Genomic DNA, 19887 nt, shown 5'->3' on the forward strand with positions numbered 1-19887 from the left:
GCGCGACTAGCCCATCCTGCCCTTCTACTCCCTCCCCTCCCCCCCCCCCCCCCCCCCCCCCCCCCTCCCCCCCCCCCCCCCCCCCCCCCCCCCCCCCGGGCCCGCGGTGCCCGTGCTGCCGTCGCCGTGCGGCTGGGTCAGCGGCAGCAGCAGGGCGAAGGTCACCGCGAGGGCGCACACGACCGCCATCGCACCCACCCCGCCCCAGCCCCGCAGACTGGCCCGCAAGCGTCGCACGCGCATCCTCATGCCCCCCTTCACCGGTACTCCGACAGCCTGCGCCCGATGCCCAGCAGGGCGCCCGCCGCGCCCAGGAGGGCGAGGACGGCGGCGCCCGCCGGCAGTCCGGTCATCGCGTCCAGGCCGTCGCCGGCCGCCTGCTTGAACTCGGTCCGCTCGTGCTTCAGCGCCGCGTCGAGGTTGGCGTCGATGCTCGCGAAGCACTCGCCGGTGGCACCCCTGGCGCCGATCACCAGCTCCAGCGCCTGCTCGTAGTTGCCGTTGTCGTCCTGCTCGCGGGCCGAGGCGTGACGCTTCTTCCACTCCGTCATGTTGCTCTCGGCCGTCGTGACGGGCTGCTGCCCGGACGGGTCGTCGGCGAGTCTCGCGGCCACGGCGAGGCCCTTGCCGAGGGTGTCGATGTCCTTGTCGAAGCCGACGTCGTAGGCGTCGAGGATCCTGCCGTTCACCTTGACCGTCTCGGCGCCGCGGGCCACCAGCGTCAGGTTCTCGTTGCCGCGCGCCTTCAGGGAGGCGATGCGGGCGTCCTGGAGCACGTTGAGCGAGCGGATGCCGTGGTCGTAGGAGTCCTGCAGTCCGGCCCGCGCGACGGTGTGGCCGACGACCAGCCACAGCAGGACCACCGTGGTGCCGGCGGTCGCGGCGACCAGACCGTGGTTCAGCACCCGGTTCGTGCGCCGGTAGTTGCGGTGCTGGGCCCACGCCAGCGCGGCCAGCGCCAGCACGCCGAGGCCGATGGCGGCCCACGGGTAGGGCGTCGCGTCGCCGTAGTCGTCGCTCAGCCGCTGGTTCTCCTTGGTGTAGAGATCCTGCGCCTTCGGCAGCATCTCCTTCTGCATCTTCTCGTTGGCGTAGCGCAGATAGGCGCCGCCGACCGGGAAGCCCTGGCGGTTGTACGTCCGGGCCCGCTCGACCAGACCCTTGTACTGGGGCAGCAGTTCGTTCAGCCGGGCGATGGTGTCCGCCGCCGGGGAGCCGGGGTCGGAGTTGGCGGCGGCCTGGACCAGGCCCGAGGCGGCGGCGTCGATGTCCTGCTCGTAGGTGTTCTGTGTGGCGGCCGACTCCTGGCCGCCGGCGAGGAAGCCGCTGGAGGCGGTCGTGTTGGCGTCGGCGAGGGAACGGTAGATGGCGGCCGCGGCCGAGCTGAGGGGCTGGCTCTTGTGCAGCACGTCGTCGGCGGCGGCCGCCCGCTCGGTCGTCTGCCAGGCGGTGACGGCGCCGAACGCGACGACGAGCAGGGCGACCACGGCCCCGATGACGCGCAGCCGGCCGGGCTCGGTGCCCGCGCCCGCGCGGAGCCGGTCGACACCCTCGGCGAAGGCGGTACGGCGGGCGGGCGCGGCGGCCGGCGACACGGCGGGGGACCGGTCGGGGCCGCCCGGCCGCGGCGGGATCGCCGGCATCGTGGGCGCGCCCTGGGCCGGTGGTGGCGCCGCGCTGCTCTTCGTCGGGTGTGTCACTGTTGACCTCCCCCATGGTCATCCGTCGCCGCAAGTATCACCGCCGGCACCGACATTCGCACCGGCCTTCACTGGATCTTGATGGGATCGCAGTGTGCTTGACGGTATTCCGGCACGAAGCCGCGCCTCGCGCCACCCCCCTCTCCATGAATACGCCGGTGGAAGCGGTTCGGTTCCCGGCGCCGGCCGGGGGCGCGGGCGAGCGCGCGCCCCCCCGAAGTGCGCGCCACCCCAATTTCACGCGCCCCCCGAAGTGCGCCCACCCGAAGCTCACGCCCCCCGGAAGTGCGCGCTACCCGAGGTGCGCGCGCTACCCGAGGTGCACGCGCTACCCGAGGTGCACGCGCTACCCGAGGTGCGCGCGCGCCCGCTCGTGCACCTCCGCTCCCGCCGCCACCCGGTCAAGACCCAGCAGTACCGCTCCCAGCACCGGCGGCGCGGTCACCACCCGGGGCACCGCCTTCGGTGCCCTGACGGCCAGCAACTCCCTGATACCGTCCTCCAGTTGCGGATGACGGGCGGCCAGGACGCCGCCGCCCAGCAGGACCGGTGTCTCCTCCTCCAGCAGCCCCAGGCGGCTCAGGGCCACCGTGGCCATCGCCACCACCTCGTCGGCCAGACGGTCGACGACCGCGCGGGCGACCAGGTCCCCGCCGGCGGCCGTGGCGAACAGCACGGGCGTCAGCTCGTGCCGGCGGTCGTGCTCGACGTGCTCCAGGTGCAGCGCCTCCACGAGGGCGTGCATGGAGCCGAGGCCGAAGTGGGCGGGCAGGGTGCGGGCCAGAGCGGTCGGGCCGCCACGGCCGTCCTCCGCGCGGGCCGCGTGCCACAGCGCCTCCTCCGCCAGGCCCCAGCCGCCGCCCCAGTCGCCGGACATCCGGCCGAGCGCGGGGAAGCGCGCGGTGCGCCCGTCGGGAAGCATGCCGACGCAGTTGATGCCCGCGCCGCACACGACGGCCACGCCCCGCGGCTCGGTGATGCCCGCCCGCAGGATCGCGAACGTGTCGTTGCGCACCTCGACGCTCGCGCCCCAGCCGCGCGCCTCCAGCGCCGCCGCCAGCCGCTCCTCCTCCACCGGGAAGTCGGCGTTGGCGAGACAGGCCGACACATGGTCGGCCGCGTCGGTCCCGGCTGCCGCGAAGGCCCGCGACACGGCCTCGGCGAGGGTGTCCACCGCCTCCTCGACGCCCACCGCGGGCGGCCGGAAGCCGCCGCCGCGGGCCGTGGCGAGGACGGTCCCGTCGGCCGCCACCACCGCCACGTCGGTCTTGCTGTTGCCGGCGTCGACGGCGAGGACACGTGCGGTCATGCCCACGCGAGGTGCTCCCGGTTGTGTGCGATCAGCTGGTCGGTGAGGGCGTCCGCGTAGGCGTGCTGCCCGACGAGGGGATGGGCGAGAAGCGCCCGGAACACCCGGTCCCGGCCGCCGCGCAGGGCCGCCTCCAGGGCCAGGTCCTCGTAGGCCGTCACGTTCGCCGTCAGGCCCGCGAACAGCGGGTCGACGGGTGACACGGGCAGCGGGGTGGTGCCCTTGGGGCCCACCGCCGCCTGCACCTCGATCACCGCGTCGTCGGGCAGGAACGGCAGCGTGCCCCGGTTGTAGGTGTTCACCACCTGGTAGGGGCTGCCGCCGCCCCCGAGCAGCCCGGCGGCGAGGTCGACGGCCGCCTCCGAGTAGTAGGCGCCGCCCCGCTTCGCGAGCAGCGCCGGCTTCTCGTCGAGCGCCGGATCGCCGTACATCTTCAGCAACTGCCGTTCCATCTCCGCCACTTCCGCGGCGCGGGACGGCTTGGTGCGCAGTTCCCCGACGACCTCGTCGTGCGCGTAGTAGTAGCGCAGGTAGTACGACGGGACCACGCCGAGGCGGTCCAGGAGCGAGCCGGGCAGCCGCAGGTCGGCGGCGATCGCCTCGCCGTGCTGGGCCAGCAGCTGGGGCAGCGCGTCCTCGCCCTCGGGGCCGCCGAGCCGTACGCCGGTCTCCCAGGTGAGGTGGTTGAGGCCCACGTGGTCGAGGTGGATGTCGGCGGGGGTCACGCCGAGCAGCCCGGCGAACCTGCGCTGGAAGCCGATCGCCACGTTGCACAGCCCGACCGCCTTGTGGCCGGCCTGGAGCAGGGCGCGGGTGACGATGCCGACCGGGTTGGTGAAGTCGATGATCCAGGCGTCCGGGTTGGCCCGGCGGACCCGGTCGGCGATGTCGAGGACGACCGGGACGGTGCGCAGCGCCTTGGCCAGGCCGCCCGCGCCGGTCGTCTCCTGTCCGACGCAGCCGCACTCCAGCGGCCAGGTCTCGTCCTGCTCGCGGGCGGCCTGGCCGCCGACGCGGAGCTGGAGGAGCACCGCGTCGGCCCCGTCGACGCCCGCGTCCAGGTCGTCGGTCGTGACGATCCTGCCGGGGTGGCCCTGCCGGGCGAAGATACGGCGGGCCAGTCCGCCCACCAGTTCCAGGCGTTCGGCGGCCGGGTCGACGAGGACGAGTTCCTCGATGGGCAGGGTGTCCCTGAGCCGCGCGAAGCCGTCGATGAGTTCGGGTGTGTAGGTCGAGCCTCCGCCGACCACGGTGAGTTTCATGCAGCTAACCCTTTACTCCGGTGAGCGTGACACCCTCGACGAACGCCTTCTGGGCGAAGAAGAACACGAGGATCACGGGGGCCATGACCAGCACGGTGGCGGCCATGGTGAGGTTCCAGTCGGTGTGGTGCGCGCCCTTGAAGGACTCCAGGCCGTAACTCAGCGTCCAGGCCGCCGTGTTCTCGGAGGCGTAGATCTGCGGGCCGAAGTAGTCGTTCCAGGCGTAGAAGAACTGGAAGAGGGCGACCGCGGCGATGCCCGGCCGCGCCATCGGCAGGACGATCCTCAGCAGGGTGCGCAGGTCGCCGCAGCCGTCCACCTTCGCCGCGTCCAGGTACTCGTTCGGGATGGTCATCAGGAACTGGCGCAGCAGGAAGATGGAGAACGCGTCACCGAAGGCCATCGGGATGATCAGCGGCCACAGCGTGCCCGACAGGTCCAGCTGCTTGGCCCAGAACAGGTACATCGGGATGATGACCACCTGCGGCGGCAGCATCATCATCGAGATCACCAGCATCAGCGACAGGTTCCGCCCGCGGAAGCGGAACTTCGCGAGCGCGTATGCCACCGGGATCGACGACACGACGGTGAGGACGGTGCCGAGACCCGCGTAGACCAGCGTGTTCCTCCACCAGGTGAGGAAGCCCGGGGTGTCGAAGACCTTCCGGTAGTTGCCCCACTCCCAGGTGTGCGGGATCAGGTCGCGGCTGAGTGCCTGGCTGTCGCTCATCAGCGAGGTCAGCAGCACGAACACGAACGGCAGCGTGAAGAACAGCGCGGCGGCCAGGCCCAGCGAGTGGACCGCGATCCACTCCAGCACGGCCCGGCGGCGGGCGGTGCGCTCGGCGGGAGAGACGGGGGTGGTCAACTCCACCGGCTTGTCGAGTACGTGAGTCATCAGTCACCTGCCTGGATGAGACCGCCACGGCGCCGCATGAGGAACGCGGTGAACGCCATCGACAGGACGAACAGCACCAGGGCCACCACACAGGCGGAGCCGTAGTCGAAGCGCTGGAAGCCGAGGTTGTAGACGAGTTGGGGGAGGGTGAGGGTGGACTTGTCCGGGTAGCCGGGCTCGAACTGGGTGCCCGCGCCCTGGATCACGCCCGAGGCGACCTTCCCGGCGATCAGGGGCTGTGTGTAGTACTGCATCGCCTGGATCACGCCCGTCACGACGGCGAACATCACGATGGGGGAGATGTTGGGGAGCGTGACGTACCGGAAGCGCTGCCAGGCCGACGCGCCGTCCAGCTCCGCCGCCTCGTACTGCTCCGTCGGTACGTCGAGGAGCGCGGCCATGAAGATGACCATCAGGTCGCCGATGCCCCACAGCGCGAGCAGGGTGAGCGCCGGCTTGGACCAGGCGGGGTCGTTGAACCAGCCCGGGGCCGGCACGCCGATCTTCTCCAGGATCGAGTTGACCGGGCCGGTACCGGGGTTGAGGAGGAAGGCGAAGGCCATGGTGGCCGCCACCGGCGGCGCCAGGTAGGGCAGGTAGAAGAGGGTGCGGAAGACACCCGTGGCCGTCCTGATCTTCGTGATCAGCAGCCCCACACCCAGTCCGAAGACCACCCGGAGGGTGACCGTGACGAGGACCAGCCACAGGGTGTTGCGCAGGGCGGGCCAGAAGAGCGGGTAGTGCTCGAAGACGTACGTCCAGTTCTTCGTGCCGCTGAACGTCGGCGGCCTGAAGCCGTCGTAGTGCATGAACGAGAAGTAGACGGTCGACAGCAGCGGATAGGCGAAGAAGACCGTGAAGCCGACCAGCCAGGGCGACATGAAGGCGAGTGTGCGAAGCGCCGACCTGCGGCGCTTCGACGCCAGGGTGATGGTGCTCATCGTCGTCGCTACTTCGCCTGCGCGATGTCCGTGTCGATCTGCGCGGCGGTCTTCTCCAGGCCCGCCTTCAGGTCGCTGACCTTGCCGCTCTCGTAGTCGTAGCCGAAGTTCTGGATCGTCACCAGGTACACGCCGCCGTTGATGGAGGCGGGGGAGGTGGTGGAGTCCGGGTTCGCGGCGATGTCCAGGAACGTCTTGAAGCGCGGGTCGTACTTCAGCTTCGGGGACTTCAGGGCCGCCAGCGTGGAGGGCACGTTGTGGATGGCGTTGGAGAAGTTCACCACCGCGTCCGTGTCGGTGGTCATGTACTTCACCAGCTCCCAGGCCGCGTTCTGCTTCTTGCTGGTGGCGGCGATGCCGGTGATGGTGCCGGTGATGTAGCCCTTGCCGTACTGGTCGGCCTGGTCGTCGGGCACGGGCAGCGGGGCGACGCCGATCTCGAAGTCCGGCTTGGCGTCCACGGCCATGCCCAGCCGCCACTCGCCGTCCAGCTGCATCGCGACCTGACCGGTGTGGAAGGGGTGCTTGGGTCCCCACTCGTCGCCGAGCCTGGAGCGGTAGGTCTCCAGCTTCTTGAAGCCGCCGAGTTCGTCGACGAGCTTCTTCTGCAGGGTGAATCCGGCCGCGAAGGCCGGGTCCTTCGCCACGTTCGACTTGCCGCTCCGGTCGAAGTACGTCGGGGAGAACTGGCCGAGGTAGTGCTCGGTCGTCGACTCCCAGCCGTGGTAGTCGGGCATGAAGCCGAGCTGCTTGTAGCTGTCGCCCTGGGGGATCGTCAGCTTCCTGGCGTCCGTCTCGAACTCCGACCAGGTCTTCGGCGGGCTCTTGATCCCGGCCTTCGCGAAGGCCGTCTTGTTGTAGTAGAGCCCGTACGCGTCGCCGAGCAGCGGCGCGCTGCAGCGGTTGCCGTCGAACTGGGTGTACTCGTTCATCGCCTTCGGGAAGGTCGTCTCCGGGTCCATCCCGGCCTTCTTGAAGAACGGGTTGAGGTCGACCAGGGCGCCCGAGGAGCAGAACTTGCCGACGTTGTTGGTGGTGAAGGACGAGATCACGTCGGGCGCCTTCTCGCCGCCGGTACGCAGCGCCTGGTTGATCTTGTCGTCGGTCATGTTGCCGACGACGTTCACATGGATGTTGGGGTGCGCCTTCTCGAAGCCGGCGACCAGGTCCTTGACGCCCTTCACCTCACCCGGCGCGCTCCAGGCGTGCCAGAAGTTGATGGTCGTCTCCTTCGACGCGTCGTCGCTCGCGCCGGAGTCCGACTGGCCGGTACAGGCGGTGGCGAGAAGGGCCAAGGAGGCGGAGGCGGCCAGTGCGACGGCCACTTTGCGGGATGTTCCGGGCATGACGAGGTCTCCCTAGGGCAGGGCGGGGCAGGGGCGGGACGGAGAGGGTGGTCGGCGTGCGGGGCCGGGACCTGACGGTGAAGGACGGTGGGCTGCGGGCGGACTCAGCGCGAGGTGTCGAAGACCTCGTCGCGGGTGGTGGCCAGCGCGCTCTCCAGCGCGCCGCGCACCACGGGATGTTCACGGACGTCGCCCACGACGAGCCGGGGCCGGGAGGCGGCCAGCTCCTCCAGTTCGGCCTGCACCAGCGCGCGCAGCGTCTCGCCGCCCGCGGTCAGTGAGGTGCCGCTGAGGACGACGAGTTCGGGGTCGAGGACGGACACGAGGGAGGCGAGACCGGTCGCGAGATGGGTCGCGTACGTCTCGAGCAGCCGGCGGTCGGGACCGTCGTCGGCCTCCGCCGCGCGGGCCACGAGCGCGGCCGCGACCTCGGCGTAGGGGCCCGACGGGATCTCCTGGACCCCCATCCGGCGGGCCAGCTTGGGGATCGCCTGGGAACCGGCCAGTTCCTGGTAGCCACCGCTGTTGGCCTTGGTGACCTGCCGGACCAGCGGGGTACCCGGCACCGGCAGGAAGCCGACCTCGCCGGCGCCGCCGGTCCAGCCCCGGTGCAGCCGTCCGCCGAGGACCAGGGCGGCGCCGAGGCCCCCCTCGTTCCACAGCAGGACGAAGTCGCCGTGCCCGCGGGCGGCGCCGAGCCGCTGCTCCGCGACGGCGACGAGGTTGACGTCGTTCTCGTACTCCACCGGCATCGGCAGGGTGGCGGCGAGGTCGTCGAGCAGCGCCGGGGTGTGCCAGCCGGGGAGGTGGGAGGCGTAGCGCAGGCGGCCGGTGTTGGGGTCGAAGGCGCCGGGGGTGCCGATGACGAGCCGGTGCACGTCGTCCCGGGCCAGCCCGGCCGCCTTCACCGCGCCGTCGAGGGCGTCGGTGACCTGCTGGACGACGGGGGTGCCGGTGCGCCTGCCGGGGGTGGGCAGTTCGTACCGGCCGACCGTGCGGCCGGTGATGTCGGCCACGGCGGCGAGGATGCGTTCGGGGGTGACGTCCAGTCCGGCGGCGTACGCGGCCGCCGGGTTGACCTCGTAGAGCTGGGCGTTGGGGCCCGGCCGGCCCTCCGTGGTGCCGGTGGCCAGGACCAGCCCCGCCGACTCCAGACGGGCCAGCAGCTGCGAGGCGGTCGGCTTGGAGAGGCCGGTGAGCTTGCCGATCCGGGTGCGGGACAGCGGCCCGTGCGCCAGCAGGAGGTCCAGTGCGGCCCGGTCGTTCATGGCGCGCAGGACGCGCGGGGTGCCCGGCGTACCGGCGGTTCCTGCCATGGGGTCGACACCTGCCTCTCGGCCGTACAGCTTCTCAGCGACCTGGTGGGTTCGTCCACGGGTGATCACGGAGGGACCGTTCGAAGATCACTGTTAGGAAAGTTTCCTATCGGGTGGCAGGAACGTAAGCCCAGGGGGAATAACCAGTCAATAGGGACAGCCCCCGAGGCAACAGAGTCGTTACCTGCGGGGGCCGCACGTTACTCGCGGAGGCCGGTCACCGGCCCCGGTCGCGTCCTACTTCGCCGCCGGGCGCGGCGCCACGATCGGGGAGGCCGCCGCCGACTGCGGGGAGTCGGCGTTGGAGTACACCGACGGGGCCGCCACGGCCGCGGCTGCCGTGTCCGCGGCGGCCTCCCCCTCCTCGGGCTGGGCTGTCGCGCCGCCGACGATGCGGATGTCGGCCGCGTCGAAGGCCCGCTTGACGCGCCAGCGCAGTTCGCGGGCGACGGTCACGGACTTGCCCGGCATCGTCTTGGCGGTGACGTGGACGACCATCGAGTCCAGCAGCACGCTGTCCAGGCCCAGGACCTCGATCGGCCCCCACAGGAGCTCGTTCCAGGGCTCCTCCTTGCTCATCTTCTCGGCGATCTCGTCGAGCGTGGCCTTGACCCGGTCCAGGTTCTCGGACGCCTTCACGGTCACGTCGACGCCCGCCGTCGCCCAGCCCTGGGAGAGGTTGCCGATCCGCTTGACCTCACCGTTGCGGACGTACCAGATCTCGCCGTTCTCGCCGCGCAGCTTGGTCACCCGCAGGCCGACCTCGATGACCTCGCCGGAGGCGACGCCCGCGTCGATCGAGTCGCCCACGCCGTACTGGTCCTCAAGGATCATGAAGACGCCGGAGAGGAAGTCCGTCACCAGGTTGCGGGCGCCGAAACCGATCGCGACACCCGCCACACCGGCCGAGGCCAGCAGCGGGGCGAGGTTGATCTGGAACGTGCCGAGGATCATCAGCGCGGCCGTGCCGAGGATCAGGAAACTCGCCATCGAGCGCAGGACCGACCCTATGGCCTGCGAGCGCTGGCGCCGGCGCTCCGCGTTGACCAGCAGGCCGCCCAGCGCCGTGCCGTCGACGGCCTGCACGGTCCGGGTCATGCGGTCGATGAGCTTGGTGATCGCGCGCCGCACCATCACTCTCAGCACGCCCGCGATCACCAGGATCAGCAGGACCCTGAGCCCGATGGCGAGCCACGTGGACCAGTTCTGCTCGACCCAGCTGGCGGCGTTGGTCGCACTCTCCTGGGCGTCCTGGAGCGAGGGGACGGCCGGGGTCGTCGACTCGGACGGGGTCGGCGTCGGCGACGAGCCGGCGGCGAGCAGGACGGCGGACAAGGACACGGCAGGTACCTCCAGGTGCTGCGCTTCCGCACCCGGCGAATGGTCTAGGTCACGAAAAGGTCACCGGGCGGCAGACCCACCACACTAACGGTGCATCGTGGGTGGATCGGTGCGATGTCCGGGGGAGAGACCGCGCTCACCTGGGCATGTAGAACCATGTGGTCGAAAACACTCCCGGCCCGTTACCGGGACATGGTGGCGCGCCCACCAGGCAAGAGGGGAGACTGACTACGGATCGTCCCGGCGCGAGCCACGCGCCGCCGGCGTACAAGGAGGCCATCCGTGCCGCATGTCCTGGTCCTCAACGCGTCGTACGAGCCCCTCGGCGTCGTACCGCTCCGTCGCGCGCTCGTCCTCGTCCTGGAGAACAAGGCGGTCTCCCTCGAGGACTCCGGCGCCTTCATGCACAGCGCCACCGTCACAGTCCCCGCACCCAGCGTGGTCCGGCTCAAGCGATTCGTCCGGGTTCCCTATCGGGGGCCCGTTCCTCTGACCCGCCGGGCGCTCTTCGCGCGTGACGGGGGCCGGTGCATGTACTGCGGTGGCGTCGCAACCAGCGTCGACCACGTCATCCCGCGCAGCCGCGGGGGCAAGCACGTCTGGGACAACGTGGTGGCGTCCTGCCGCCGCTGCAACCACGTGAAGGCCGACCGCCATCTCGTCGAGATCGGCTGGCGGCTGCGCCACAAACCCGCCCCGCCCAACGGCCTGGCCTGGCGCATCATCGGCACGGGCCACCGGGACCCCCGCTGGATGCCGTACCTGCAGCCGTTCGGCGCGGACGACGCCCTGGCCCGGATCGACGGCATCTCCGCCTGAGATACCGGGCTTTCGCACGCGTGGCTCCGCGGGGTGGGGGTGGTGAGGTGCGGTGGGGCGGCGCGCGGTGGGGCATCGGTCCGCGGTAGGGCATCGGTGTGCGGTGGGGCGCGGGGGCGTGCGGTGGGGCGCCGGTGTGCGGTGCGGCGCGGGGGCGTGCGGTGGGGCGGTGCGCGGCCGGCGCGGTGACGCGTTGTCCGGCCGCCGTGGCGCGGTGCGCACTGGGTACGGCGCCTTGCCGCCCCGCACCGCACCGCACCGCACCGCACCGCACCGCCCCGCCTCGCGTTGGTGGACGTGCCTTGCACGCGCGCCGGTGCCTGCCTCGCGTCGGTGGACGCCTTGGACGGGTGCCGCCTCGCGCCGGTGGACGCCTCGCATACGTGCCCGCCCCTCCGGCGCCCGCCCCGCACCGGCGTTGTCGCGCACAGGCGCCCGCCCGCCCCGTGCCCGCCCCGATGGGTGCCCTGCCCCGGAGGTCCCCCGTGCCCCGGGTCAGTGCGGTCGGTGGTGGGTCGCGGACCTGGAACCCGCCTCCGCCCCTGTCCCCGCTCTACGCCTGCCGCAGTTCCCCCGGACGTACCGCTCGGCGCAGCAGGGGCAGGGACGTCGCCGTGGTCGCCGGGCAGGCCGCGTACACCGCGAGCGGGACCAGCAGTGCCGCGTACGGCACGGCCGGGTCGGTGTACTCGGTGGAGATCGACGCGTACCAGACGCCGATCGTCATGCCGCCGGCGCCCGCCACCAGGACCGCCGGCGCGAGCGGCAGCGCCGTCTCCAGGAGCAGTGCCCGGACCAGCACCCCGTGCGGCACACCGGCGGCGCTCTGCGCGGCCAGGCCCCGGCGGCGCCCGGCCAGTGACTCGGCGGTGCCGGTGGCGAGACCGGAGAGGGTGATCGCCAGAGCGAGGAGGATCGCGGCGCCCGTCAGGTTCAGCCCCGTGGTGTAGAAGGACATGTTCCCCACGGGGCGCCCCGCGCGGTCCATGCCGTGGAGCTGGGCGAGGAGTGTCCGCCGGACGCCCACGAAGCCCGTTCCGCTCACCGTCACCATCAGGACGGCGGCGTGGGTGCGGGCCGCCGCCCACGGGTCGTCGCGCAGTCGTTCCGCCGCGATCAGCGTCGCAGCGGTCCGCGCCCGCCGGGACAGCAGCCGGCCGATGAGCCCGGCCGTGGCCCCGGCGAGCAGGACCGCGCCCGCACCGGCCGCCGACAGCAGCCCGGCCGCCATCAGCGGCGCCCGTACGTACCCCCGCGTACTCGCCGTACCGGCGGACGTGCTGGTCACCGCGGCCGACGCGACCACCGCCACGAGCAGGACCGCCCCCGCGAACAGCAGCCCCGGCCCGCGCCCGGAGTCCGGCCGCACCCGTCGTACCGCGCCCAGCGGCGAGGCCACGACCCGGCGCAGCGCCGGCACGCCCACCGTGGCGCCCAGCACGGGTACGCCGAGGGCGACGGCCGCGATCCCGGCCCAGGTGAGGCCGGGCGGGTGGTCCCACAGGCCGAGCACGCAGACCACCGCGACGACGGTGGCGAGCGCCGAGCCGAGCAGGCAGGCCGGACCGGTCTCCAGCGCGGCGATCCGCCGCACCTGTGCGGGTGTCGCCCCGGCGAGCCGCAGCGCGGCCAGCCGGCGGTCGCGGTGGGCCGCGCCGATCCGCGCGCACTGGCCCAGGAAGCCGAGCACCGGGACCAGCAGGAGCAGCAGGACGACGATCGCCCCCGAGCGCTGGCCGGGCCCGTTCAGCAGCCCGCCGCCGAAGGGCAGGGAGTGGAAGCCGCGGAGGGAGGCCAGGATCACGGCGGCCAGTGCGAACACGGTCGCGAGCGCCGCGCCCGCCGCGGTGAGCGAGACGCGCCACCACTCGCCGCGGTCGGAGCCGCGGGTGAGCTGCCAGGCCAGGCGCAGATCGGAGCGGACGCTCGTCACGCGGTCACCTCCAGCGGGGTCACGGTGCCGTCGGTGAGACGCACCTCGCGGTCCGCGTACGCGGCCACCTGGGCGTCGTGCGTGATCAGCAGCACGGCGGCGCCGGTCTCGCGGGCCGTGTGCACCAGCGCCGTCATCACCTGTTCGCTCGCCAGGGAGTCCAGCGCCCCGGTCGGCTCGTCGGCGAAGACCACTTTCGGGCGGGTGACCAGGGCCCGGGCCAGCGAGGCCCGCTGTGCCTGGCCGCCGCTCAGCTCCCCGGGCCGCACCCCGGCCTGTCCGCGCACCCCGAACCGTTCCAGCCACTCACCGGCCCGGACGTGGGCCTCGGCCCGCGAGGTGCCCGCGAGCATCAGTGGCAGTGCCACGTTGTCCAGGACGGTCAGTTCCGGAATCAGCTGGCCGAACTGGAAGACCACGCCGAAGTCGGTGCGGCGCAGCTCGCTCAGCCGGTCCTCGGGCTGCCGGTCCAGCCGCAGAGCGCCGTACGTCACCGAGCCCGCGTCGGGGCGGACGATGCCCGCCAGACAGTGCAGCAGTGTGGACTTCCCGCTGCCGCTCGGCCCGGTGACGGTGAGGATCTCGCCCGCGTGCAGCTCGACCGAGGCGCCGCGCAGGGCCTCGGTCCTGCCGTGCGTCTTGACGAGACCGTGGGCGGCCAGCAGCGGTGCCGCGTTCTCCCCGTTGCTCATGCTGTGTCGACCTCCGCGGTCAGGGTGGTGAGCCGGGCCGCCGTCGTGGTCATCCAACGGAGGTCGGCGTCGAGGTGGTTGAGGGCGTAGTCCGCCGAGAGGACGGTCGAGAGGTCCGTGCCGGTGGTGGTCTTGAGGGCCGTGAGCTGGCGCATCCGCTCCATGTGGGCGGTGCGTTGGGCTCTGAGATAGGCGTCCGGGTCGCCTCCGGTGAGGATCGAGACGACGACCTTGGCGAAGATCTCGTTGGTGACGAAGGGCGCGGGCGGGGCGATCTCCCCGGCCCAGTGGGCCAGTTCGCGGCTCCCCTCGTCCGTGGAGCGGTACCTCGTCCGCTCGGGTCCGCCGTCGGCGTCGGTGCCGTCGATCTCGGCGAGGCCGTCGCGGACCAGCCGCTGGAGGGTCGTGTAGACCTGCCCGTAGGCCAGCGGGCGGGCCTGCGGGAAGCGTTCGTCGTGGCGTCGCTTGAGGTCGTAGCCATGGCTCGGCCCCGAGGCGAGCAGCCCCAGCAGGATGTGGCGGGTGCTCATGGCGATCATTATGCACTGGATACATGTACTGAGTGAATAGTTGGAGCGTGGCAGTCGCCCGGCCGGCCGGAGGGAGCGGGTAGGCCGGGGAAGCCCGGGAAGGTCGGGGGTGGCCCGGGAGGGTTGGGGGCGGCCCGGGAGGCCAGGGGTGGCCCGGGAAGGTCGGGGGAAGCCCGGGGAGGGTTGGGGGCGGCCCGGGAAGGATGGGGCAAAGGTGCAGAATGTGACCAGACGCACGTTGTTGTGATCCGCACGTCTGCTGCCGCGTCCGCTGGGTAGAGCTGCGGTGACCGCCGTCGTACCCGACAAGGAGGCCCCCGTGGCCGCATCGGCACACCTTCTGCTCTCGGCCCTCTCCAAACCGGAGACGCCCGCCGAACCCGGGGCGCCCGTGTGCGGCCTCGGCGCGGAGGGCGAGCGCGCCGAGGCCCCGCTCACCAGCGAGCCTCCGCTGCCCGACGCCGAGCCGCTCACCAGCGAGCCGCCGCTGTCCGAGGCCTCCGCGCTGACCAGCGAGCCCGCCGCCCACCCGGATCTCGACCACCCGGAGCTGTAGATGACCGCACCCGGGCCGGCCGTACCCCCCAGCGAGGACCTGTCCCGGCTCGCCGGGCTGCACGGCGTCGCCACCTCCTACAGTCCCTCCCCGGGCCGCGCCGTCGCCGCCTCGGCCACCGCGGTCGCCCATGCCCTCGCCGCCCTCGGCGTCGACACCGGCACCCCCGAGGCCACCCGGGCCGCCCTCGCCGCCCGCGAGGCCGAACTGGAGGCCCGGCTGCTCCCGCCGACGGTGGTGTGCTGGACCGGTGCCGCCCCCGGCGCGCTCGACGCGCTGCCCGAGGGCACCCGGCTGCGCGTCGAGACCGAGCAGGGCGAGACCCGCGCCGAGGTCGAGGACCTCCCGCCCGGCGTCCACCGGCTGACCGCGCTCGCACCCGACGGCCGCACCGCCGAGGCCCACCTCGTCGTCGCCCCGGCCCGGCTGCCCGCGCCCGCCGGACGCTCCTACGGCGTGCTCGTCCAGCTCTACTCCCTCCTCTCGCGCCGCTCCTGGGGCATGGGCGACCTCGGGGACCTCGGCGAGTTGGCCAGCTGGGCCGGCCGTGCCCTCGGAGCTGGATTCGTGCAGGTCAACCCCCTGCACGCGGCCGTGCTCGGCACCCCCACCGATCCGTCCCCCTACCGCCCCTCCTCACGCCGCTTCCCCGACCCGGTGCACCTGCGGATCGAGGACATCCCCGAGTTCGCGCACGTCGCGGCCGAAGCCGCCGGCCCGGACGGCGCCGGCGGTGCGGCCGACCGGGTGCGCGCCCTGCTGGAGCGGGCCGGCCGGCTGCGGGAGTCGGTGCTGGACAAGGGCGCGCTGATCGACCGGGACGCCGTGTGGCAGCTCAAGCGGGAGGCGCTGGAGCTGATCCGCGAGGTGCCCCTCGGGCCCGGCCGCAGCGCCGCCTACGCCGACTTCCTCGCCCGCGAGGGCCAGGCCCTGGAGGACCACGCCACCTGGTGCGCGCTCGCCGAGGTGCACGGCCCGGACTGGCACCGATGGCCCGCCGGGCTGCGCGACCCCCGCTCGGCCGAGACGCTGCGTGCCCGGACGGAACTGCTGGACCGGGTCGACTTCTGGTCGCGGCTGGCCTGGCTCACCGACGCGCAGCTCACCGCCACCCAGCGTGCCGCGCGCGAGGCCGGGATGCCGGTCGGGATCGTGCACGACCTCGCGGTCGGCGTGCATCCGCAGGGCGCCGACGCCTGGGCACAGCAGGAGTACTTCGCCGCCGGGATGTCGGTGGGCGCCCCACCGGACGCCTTCAACGCGCGGGGCCAGGACTGGGGCCTGCCGCCCTGGCGCCCGGACCGGCTGGCCGCCTCGGGCTACGCGCCGTTCCGGCGGCTGCTGCGCGCCCTCTTCCGCTTCGCGGGCGCCCTGCGCATCGACCACGTCATGGGCCTGTTCCGCCTCTGGTGGGTTCCCCAGGGTCTGCCGCCCACCGAGGGCACCTACGTCCGCTACGACGCCGAGGCCATGCTCGCCGTCCTGGTGCTGGAGGCCTCGCGCGCCGGGGCACTGGTGATCGGCGAGGACCTGGGCACGGTGGAGCCCGGGGTGCGCGAGACGCTGCGCGAGCGCGGGGTGCTCGGCACCTCGGTGCTGTGGTTCGAACGCGACTGGGAGGGCGACGGCCGTCCGCTGGCGCCCGACCGCTGGCGCTCCGACTGCCTGGCCACCGCCACCACCCACGACCTGCCGTCCACCGCGGCCCGTCTCACCGGCGAGCACGTCGAACTCCGCGACCGTCTGGGCCTGTTGACCCGCCCGCTGGCAGAGGAGCGGGCGGAGGCGGCGGCCGACACCAACGAGTGGCTGGACGTGCTGACCCGGCTGGGGCTGCTGCGGGGCACCGGCGACGCGGACGCCTCCTCGGAGGAGGCACAGGTGCAGGCGGTCCACCGCTTCCTGCTGAGCACCCCCGCCCGCATGGTCGGCGTCTGGCTGCCGGACACGGTCGGCGACCGGCGTCCGCAGAACCTGCCGGGGACGTGGGACCAGTACCCGAACTGGCGCCTGCCGATCGCCGACGCGGAGGGCCGGCCGGTGACCCTGGAGGAGCTGGCGGCCTCACCCAGGCTGCGCGCGCTGATGGACGTCCTGCGGGAGCCGGCGCCGCGGACGGGCCCGTGACCGGGGCCGCGGGGCCGTCCCGCCGTCCCCGTACGCCACCCCCCGGACGCGCGCCCCGCGCGGCCGTTCGCTACGTTGGCCCTGTGGACAAGAAGAACGCCCTGCGCGCCGGCGCCCTGGCTGCCGGTACGACGCTGATGATGCTGCTCATGACGTCCCCCGCGCTCGCGCTGACCCGCGACGACGGCGACGACCCCGGCAAGGGCCTCAGCGTCATCGAGACGCTGGGCCTCTACGTGCTGGCCCCGCTCGCCCTGTTCGGGATCATCGCGGGCCTGGTGATGGTCCTGGACAAGTCCACGGACCGTCAGCCCAAGGAGAGGGCCAAGGCGAAGGCCTGACCCGGGCGAAGACCCCGGAAGGGGCCGGGCTCCGGTCCGGCCGCGCGCTCCGTCGAGGGCGCCGACCCTGCCCCGCGTACGCGCCGACGGCCGTGCGGGGACGTGGTCGGCGCCCTCGACGCGTTCCCGGGGAGGCGGGCGGGATGTCCGGCGCCCGGTGGGATGTGCGGCGGGCGCCCGCCTTGTAGCGTCACCCCGTCCCCGCGTGACGCAACTCCCGGAGGTACCCGTGGCCGAAGACGTCTGTCGCAGCTGTGGCAAGCCGCTCGCGGCGCGCGCGGGCCGGACGGGGCGAAGCTCCGTCTACTGCTCGGCCGCCTGCCGGCAGCGGGCGTACCGGGAGCGGCAGGCCCCCGCCGGGGTGAGTGTCGCGGGGCTGATCGACGACATCGGGCGGCAGGTGCGGGAACTGGTGCCGCAGCCGCCCTCGGTCTTCTACTCCGGGGTGACGGACCTGTCGTCCTCGGTGACCCGGCTGCGCCGCATCGCCCGCCTGGCCCGCGACACCACCAGGGACCGGCCCGCCGCCGGGAACGCCGACGACAGCGTCACACCCACCGCCGTGACGCAATCCACCGGCGTGACGCAATCCACCGGCGTGCCGGAACTCGTCGCCGCGCCGGAACCCGTCGCCGCGCCGGAACCCGTCGCCGCGCCGGAACCCGTCGCCGCGCCGGAATCCACCGCCGTGACGCAATCCGTCGCCGTAACGGAGCCCGTCGCCGCCCCGGAGTCTCCGACCGCGACCGCGACCGCGACCGCCACCGCCTCCGCCCCGGAATCCCTGCCCGTCCCCCCTACGCGGGCCGCCGTCCCCGGTGAGAGCGACTTCGCCGCGCTCGTCGAGTCCCACCGCCGCGAGATCCGGGTGCACTGCTACCGGATGACCGGCTCCTACGACGACTCCGAGGACCTGGTGCAGGAGACGTTCCTTCGGGCCTGGCGGTCCCGGGACACCTTCCAGGGGCGGGCCGGTGTGCGGACCTGGCTGTACCGCATCGCCACCAACGCCTGTCTCGACTTCCAGCGCCGCACCGCCCGCCGGCCCCGGCGGTACGAGCCCCTGCCCGGCATGAACCACGGCGAGGGAGCGCCGCCCGCCCGGGTCACCTGGCTCCAGCCCTACCCCGACGACGAACTGCCCTCGGCAGAGGGCCAGCCGGAGGCCACCGCCGTCTCCCGGGAGACGCTGGAGCTGGTCTTCCTGGCCGCGATCCAGCATCTGCCGCCCCGCCAGCGGGCCGTGCTGGTCCTGCGGGACGCCCTCGGGCTGAGCGCCGCGGACAGCGCCGAGGCCCTGAACCTGACCGTCGCCTCCGTCAACAGCGCCCTCCAGCGCGCCCGGCCCACCCTGCGCGACCACCTGCCCCGCGACCGCGCCGACTGGACGGCCGCCGAGCCCACCGAACGGGAACGGGCCGTCCTCAGGCGGTACATGGCCGCCGCCGAACGCCTGGACCTCACGGAGGTGGCCGCCCTGCTCACCGAGGACGTCACCCTGACCATGCCGCCGAACCCCTTCTGGTTCGTGGGCCGCGACGCGCTCACCGACTTCCTGAGGATGTCTCTCGACCCGGCGTCCCCGATGTTCCTCGGCCACTGGCGCCACCTGCCCGCCCGCGCCAACGGACAGCTCGCGGCGGGCGGTTACGTACGGCGCCCGGGTACGACCGTGTACCGCGCCCAGGTCCTGGACGTGCTCCGCTTCGAGGGCGACCGGATCGCGGAGATCACCTCCTTCGAGCCGCACCTCTTCCCGGCGTTCGGACTGCCCCTGCGGCTGTGACCGATGAGTGACGGGCGTGTCGTACGTCTTCATGACCGACTCGAACGACACACGCTCGCAGGGAGATCACCATGCTGCTCACCGACAGGACCGCGATCGTCTACGGCGCCGGCGGCTCCATCGGCGGGGCCGTCGCCCGTGCCTTCGCCCGCGAGGGCGCCCGGGTGCACCTCGCGGGACGTACCGCGGGGACGCTGGAGGCGGTGGCCGAGGACATCGAGACGGCGGGCGGCGTCGCCCACGTGGCCGAGGTCGACGCACTCGACGAGAAGGCCGTCGAGGCGCACCTCGCGTCGGTGGACGCCGTCGACATCTCCTTCAACCTGGTCACCCGCGGCGACGTGCAGGGCGTGCCGCTCACCGACCTGGCCGTCGACGACTTCCTGCGGCCGGTCGTCAACGGCACCCGCGCCAACTTCATCACCGCCCGGGCCGCCGCCCGCCGGATGGCCGAGCGCGGCTCCGGGGTGATCCTCACCCTCAACAGCGGTTCCGCGCACGGCAGTCCGATGATGGGCGGCACCGGCGCCGCGGACGCCGCCACCGACACCCTCGTGCGCAACCTGGCCATCGAACTCGGCCCGCGCGGAGTGCGGGCGGTGGGACTGTGGGCGGCCGGCGTGCCCGAGACGCTCACCCGGGAGAAGCTGAGCGCCGTCAACGCCGGCCTGTCCCTCGACGACGCCGCCCTCCAGGGGCTGCTCGCCAACCTCGCCGGCATGCGGATGACCCGCCGCAACCCGACGCTCGCCGAGATCGCGGCCACCGCCACCTTCCTCGCCTCCGACCACGCCGGCGGCATCACCGGCACGTTCGTCAACGTCACCGGCGGGATGTTCCCCGGCTGAGCCGCCGTAGGGGCCGCCGGGTGTGGGGGGGGGGGGGGGGGGGGGCGGCCGCCCCCCCCGCGGCCCCCCCTCCCCGCCGGCCGACCACCCGTCCCTCCCCCGCGCCTTCCACGCCCGCCCGACACCCGAACAGGCCCCCGAG

The 19887-nt window shown here is 73.2% G+C and carries 17 protein-coding genes; 6 read left to right on the top strand and 11 right to left on the bottom strand.

All coding sequences use genetic code 11. The annotated features are described in order from the left end of the window. Positions 1–257 precede the first annotated feature (257 nt). The 8 genes from AC07AZ_RS37530 to AC07AZ_RS37565 all read right to left on the bottom strand — a co-directional run bounded on the left by AC07AZ_RS37530 (position 258) and on the right by AC07AZ_RS37565 (position 10113). On the bottom strand, positions 258–1643 hold the full coding sequence (locus AC07AZ_RS37530; RefSeq protein ID WP_478855259.1) for a hypothetical protein: 1386 nt from the start codon (positions 1641–1643) through the stop codon (positions 258–260). Between the two features lie 403 nt (positions 1644–2046). After that, positions 2047–3015, bottom strand: coding sequence for an N-acetylglucosamine kinase (locus AC07AZ_RS37535; protein WP_478855243.1), 969 nt, complete (start codon positions 3013–3015; stop codon positions 2047–2049). Further along, complete coding sequence (locus AC07AZ_RS37540; RefSeq protein WP_478855244.1) at positions 3006–4271, bottom strand: 6-phospho-beta-glucosidase; 1266 nt, start codon at positions 4269–4271, stop codon at positions 3006–3008. Before AC07AZ_RS37540 ends, AC07AZ_RS37535 begins: the two co-directional genes overlap by 10 nt. Positions 4272–4275: 4 nt before the next feature. Next, positions 4276–5169: a carbohydrate ABC transporter permease gene (locus tag AC07AZ_RS37545; protein WP_478855245.1), complete on the bottom strand. Its 894-nt coding sequence runs from the start codon at positions 5167–5169 to the stop codon at positions 4276–4278. Beyond that, entirely contained in the window at positions 5169–6110 is a 942-nt protein-coding gene (locus tag AC07AZ_RS37550; RefSeq protein WP_478855246.1) for a carbohydrate ABC transporter permease, read from the bottom strand. The genes AC07AZ_RS37545 and AC07AZ_RS37550 overlap by 1 nt, the downstream gene beginning before the upstream one ends. An 8-nt stretch (positions 6111–6118) precedes the next feature. Next, complete coding sequence (locus AC07AZ_RS37555) at positions 6119–7456, bottom strand: ABC transporter substrate-binding protein (protein WP_478855247.1); 1338 nt, start codon at positions 7454–7456, stop codon at positions 6119–6121. A gap of 104 nt (positions 7457–7560) precedes the next feature. Next, the gene (locus AC07AZ_RS37560; RefSeq protein ID WP_478855248.1) at positions 7561–8772 is read right to left on the bottom strand and encodes an ROK family transcriptional regulator; all 1212 of its coding nucleotides are present in this window, start codon (positions 8770–8772) and stop codon (positions 7561–7563) included. 237 nt (positions 8773–9009) lie between these two features. Then, on the bottom strand, positions 9010–10113 hold the full coding sequence (locus tag AC07AZ_RS37565) for a mechanosensitive ion channel family protein (protein WP_478855249.1): 1104 nt from the start codon (positions 10111–10113) through the stop codon (positions 9010–9012). A gap of 282 nt (positions 10114–10395) precedes the next feature. On the opposite strand from AC07AZ_RS37565, the gene AC07AZ_RS37570 reads away from it, so the two are divergent. After that, positions 10396–10932 carry an HNH endonuclease gene (locus AC07AZ_RS37570; protein WP_478855250.1) on the top strand — a complete coding sequence of 179 codons (537 nt, stop codon included), beginning with the start codon at positions 10396–10398 and terminating at the stop codon, positions 10930–10932. 553 nt (positions 10933–11485) lie between these two features. Here AC07AZ_RS37570 and AC07AZ_RS37575 read toward each other — a convergent pair. From AC07AZ_RS37575 to AC07AZ_RS37585, 3 genes are read right to left on the bottom strand one after another with little or no spacing between them, the layout of a single operon-like run. Continuing rightward, complete coding sequence (locus tag AC07AZ_RS37575) at positions 11486–12865, bottom strand: FtsX-like permease family protein (RefSeq protein ID WP_478855251.1); 1380 nt, start codon at positions 12863–12865, stop codon at positions 11486–11488. Continuing rightward, positions 12862–13557, bottom strand: coding sequence for an ABC transporter ATP-binding protein (locus AC07AZ_RS37580; RefSeq protein ID WP_478855252.1), 696 nt, complete (start codon positions 13555–13557; stop codon positions 12862–12864). The genes AC07AZ_RS37575 and AC07AZ_RS37580 overlap by 4 nt, the downstream gene beginning before the upstream one ends. Continuing rightward, entirely contained in the window at positions 13554–14087 is a 534-nt protein-coding gene (locus AC07AZ_RS37585; RefSeq protein ID WP_478855253.1) for a PadR family transcriptional regulator, read from the bottom strand. The genes AC07AZ_RS37580 and AC07AZ_RS37585 overlap by 4 nt, the downstream gene beginning before the upstream one ends. 319 nt (positions 14088–14406) lie before the next feature. Between AC07AZ_RS37585 and AC07AZ_RS37590 the strand changes: the two genes are divergently transcribed. From AC07AZ_RS37590 to AC07AZ_RS37610, 5 genes are all read left to right on the top strand, one after another. Next, entirely contained in the window at positions 14407–14643 is a 237-nt protein-coding gene (locus tag AC07AZ_RS37590) for a hypothetical protein (protein ID WP_478855254.1), read from the top strand. Continuing rightward, positions 14644–16770 carry a 4-alpha-glucanotransferase gene (gene malQ / locus AC07AZ_RS37595; protein ID WP_478855255.1) on the top strand — a complete coding sequence of 709 codons (2127 nt, stop codon included), beginning with the start codon at positions 14644–14646 and terminating at the stop codon, positions 16768–16770. It abuts the gene before it with no gap. A gap of 83 nt (positions 16771–16853) precedes the next feature. After that, positions 16854–17111 carry a hypothetical protein gene (locus tag AC07AZ_RS37600; protein ID WP_478855256.1) on the top strand — a complete coding sequence of 86 codons (258 nt, stop codon included), beginning with the start codon at positions 16854–16856 and terminating at the stop codon, positions 17109–17111. A gap of 229 nt (positions 17112–17340) precedes the next feature. After that, positions 17341–18897, top strand: a complete 1557-nt coding sequence (locus AC07AZ_RS37605; protein WP_478855257.1) for a sigma-70 family RNA polymerase sigma factor — start codon at positions 17341–17343, stop codon at positions 18895–18897. A gap of 71 nt (positions 18898–18968) precedes the next feature. Beyond that, positions 18969–19745 carry an SDR family NAD(P)-dependent oxidoreductase gene (locus AC07AZ_RS37610; protein ID WP_478855258.1) on the top strand — a complete coding sequence of 259 codons (777 nt, stop codon included), beginning with the start codon at positions 18969–18971 and terminating at the stop codon, positions 19743–19745. Positions 19746–19887 lie beyond the last annotated feature (142 nt).

This window comes from Streptomyces sp. NPDC043878 (genome assembly GCF_056435735.1).

Bases quoted from the DNA above. Each gene is read 5' to 3' on its own strand.
- AC07AZ_RS37530 (WP_478855259.1), bottom strand. From the start codon at position 1,643: ATGCCGGCGATCCCGCCGCGGCCGGGCGGCCCCGACCGGTCCCCCGCC.
- AC07AZ_RS37540 (WP_478855244.1), bottom strand. From the start codon at position 4,271: ATGAAACTCACCGTGGTCGGCGGAGGCTCGACCTACACACCCGAACTC.
- AC07AZ_RS37545 (WP_478855245.1), bottom strand. From the start codon at position 5,169: ATGACTCACGTACTCGACAAGCCGGTGGAGTTGACCACCCCCGTCTCT.
- AC07AZ_RS37550 (WP_478855246.1), bottom strand. From the start codon at position 6,110: ATGAGCACCATCACCCTGGCGTCGAAGCGCCGCAGGTCGGCGCTTCGC.
- AC07AZ_RS37555 (WP_478855247.1), bottom strand. From the start codon at position 7,456: ATGCCCGGAACATCCCGCAAAGTGGCCGTCGCACTGGCCGCCTCCGCC.
- AC07AZ_RS37560 (WP_478855248.1), bottom strand. From the start codon at position 8,772: ATGGCAGGAACCGCCGGTACGCCGGGCACCCCGCGCGTCCTGCGCGCC.
- AC07AZ_RS37580 (WP_478855252.1), bottom strand. From the start codon at position 13,557: ATGAGCAACGGGGAGAACGCGGCACCGCTGCTGGCCGCCCACGGTCTC.
- AC07AZ_RS37585 (WP_478855253.1), bottom strand. From the start codon at position 14,087: ATGAGCACCCGCCACATCCTGCTGGGGCTGCTCGCCTCGGGGCCGAGC.
- malQ (WP_478855255.1), top strand. From the start codon at position 14,644: ATGACCGCACCCGGGCCGGCCGTACCCCCCAGCGAGGACCTGTCCCGG.
- AC07AZ_RS37610 (WP_478855258.1), top strand. From the start codon at position 18,969: ATGCTGCTCACCGACAGGACCGCGATCGTCTACGGCGCCGGCGGCTCC.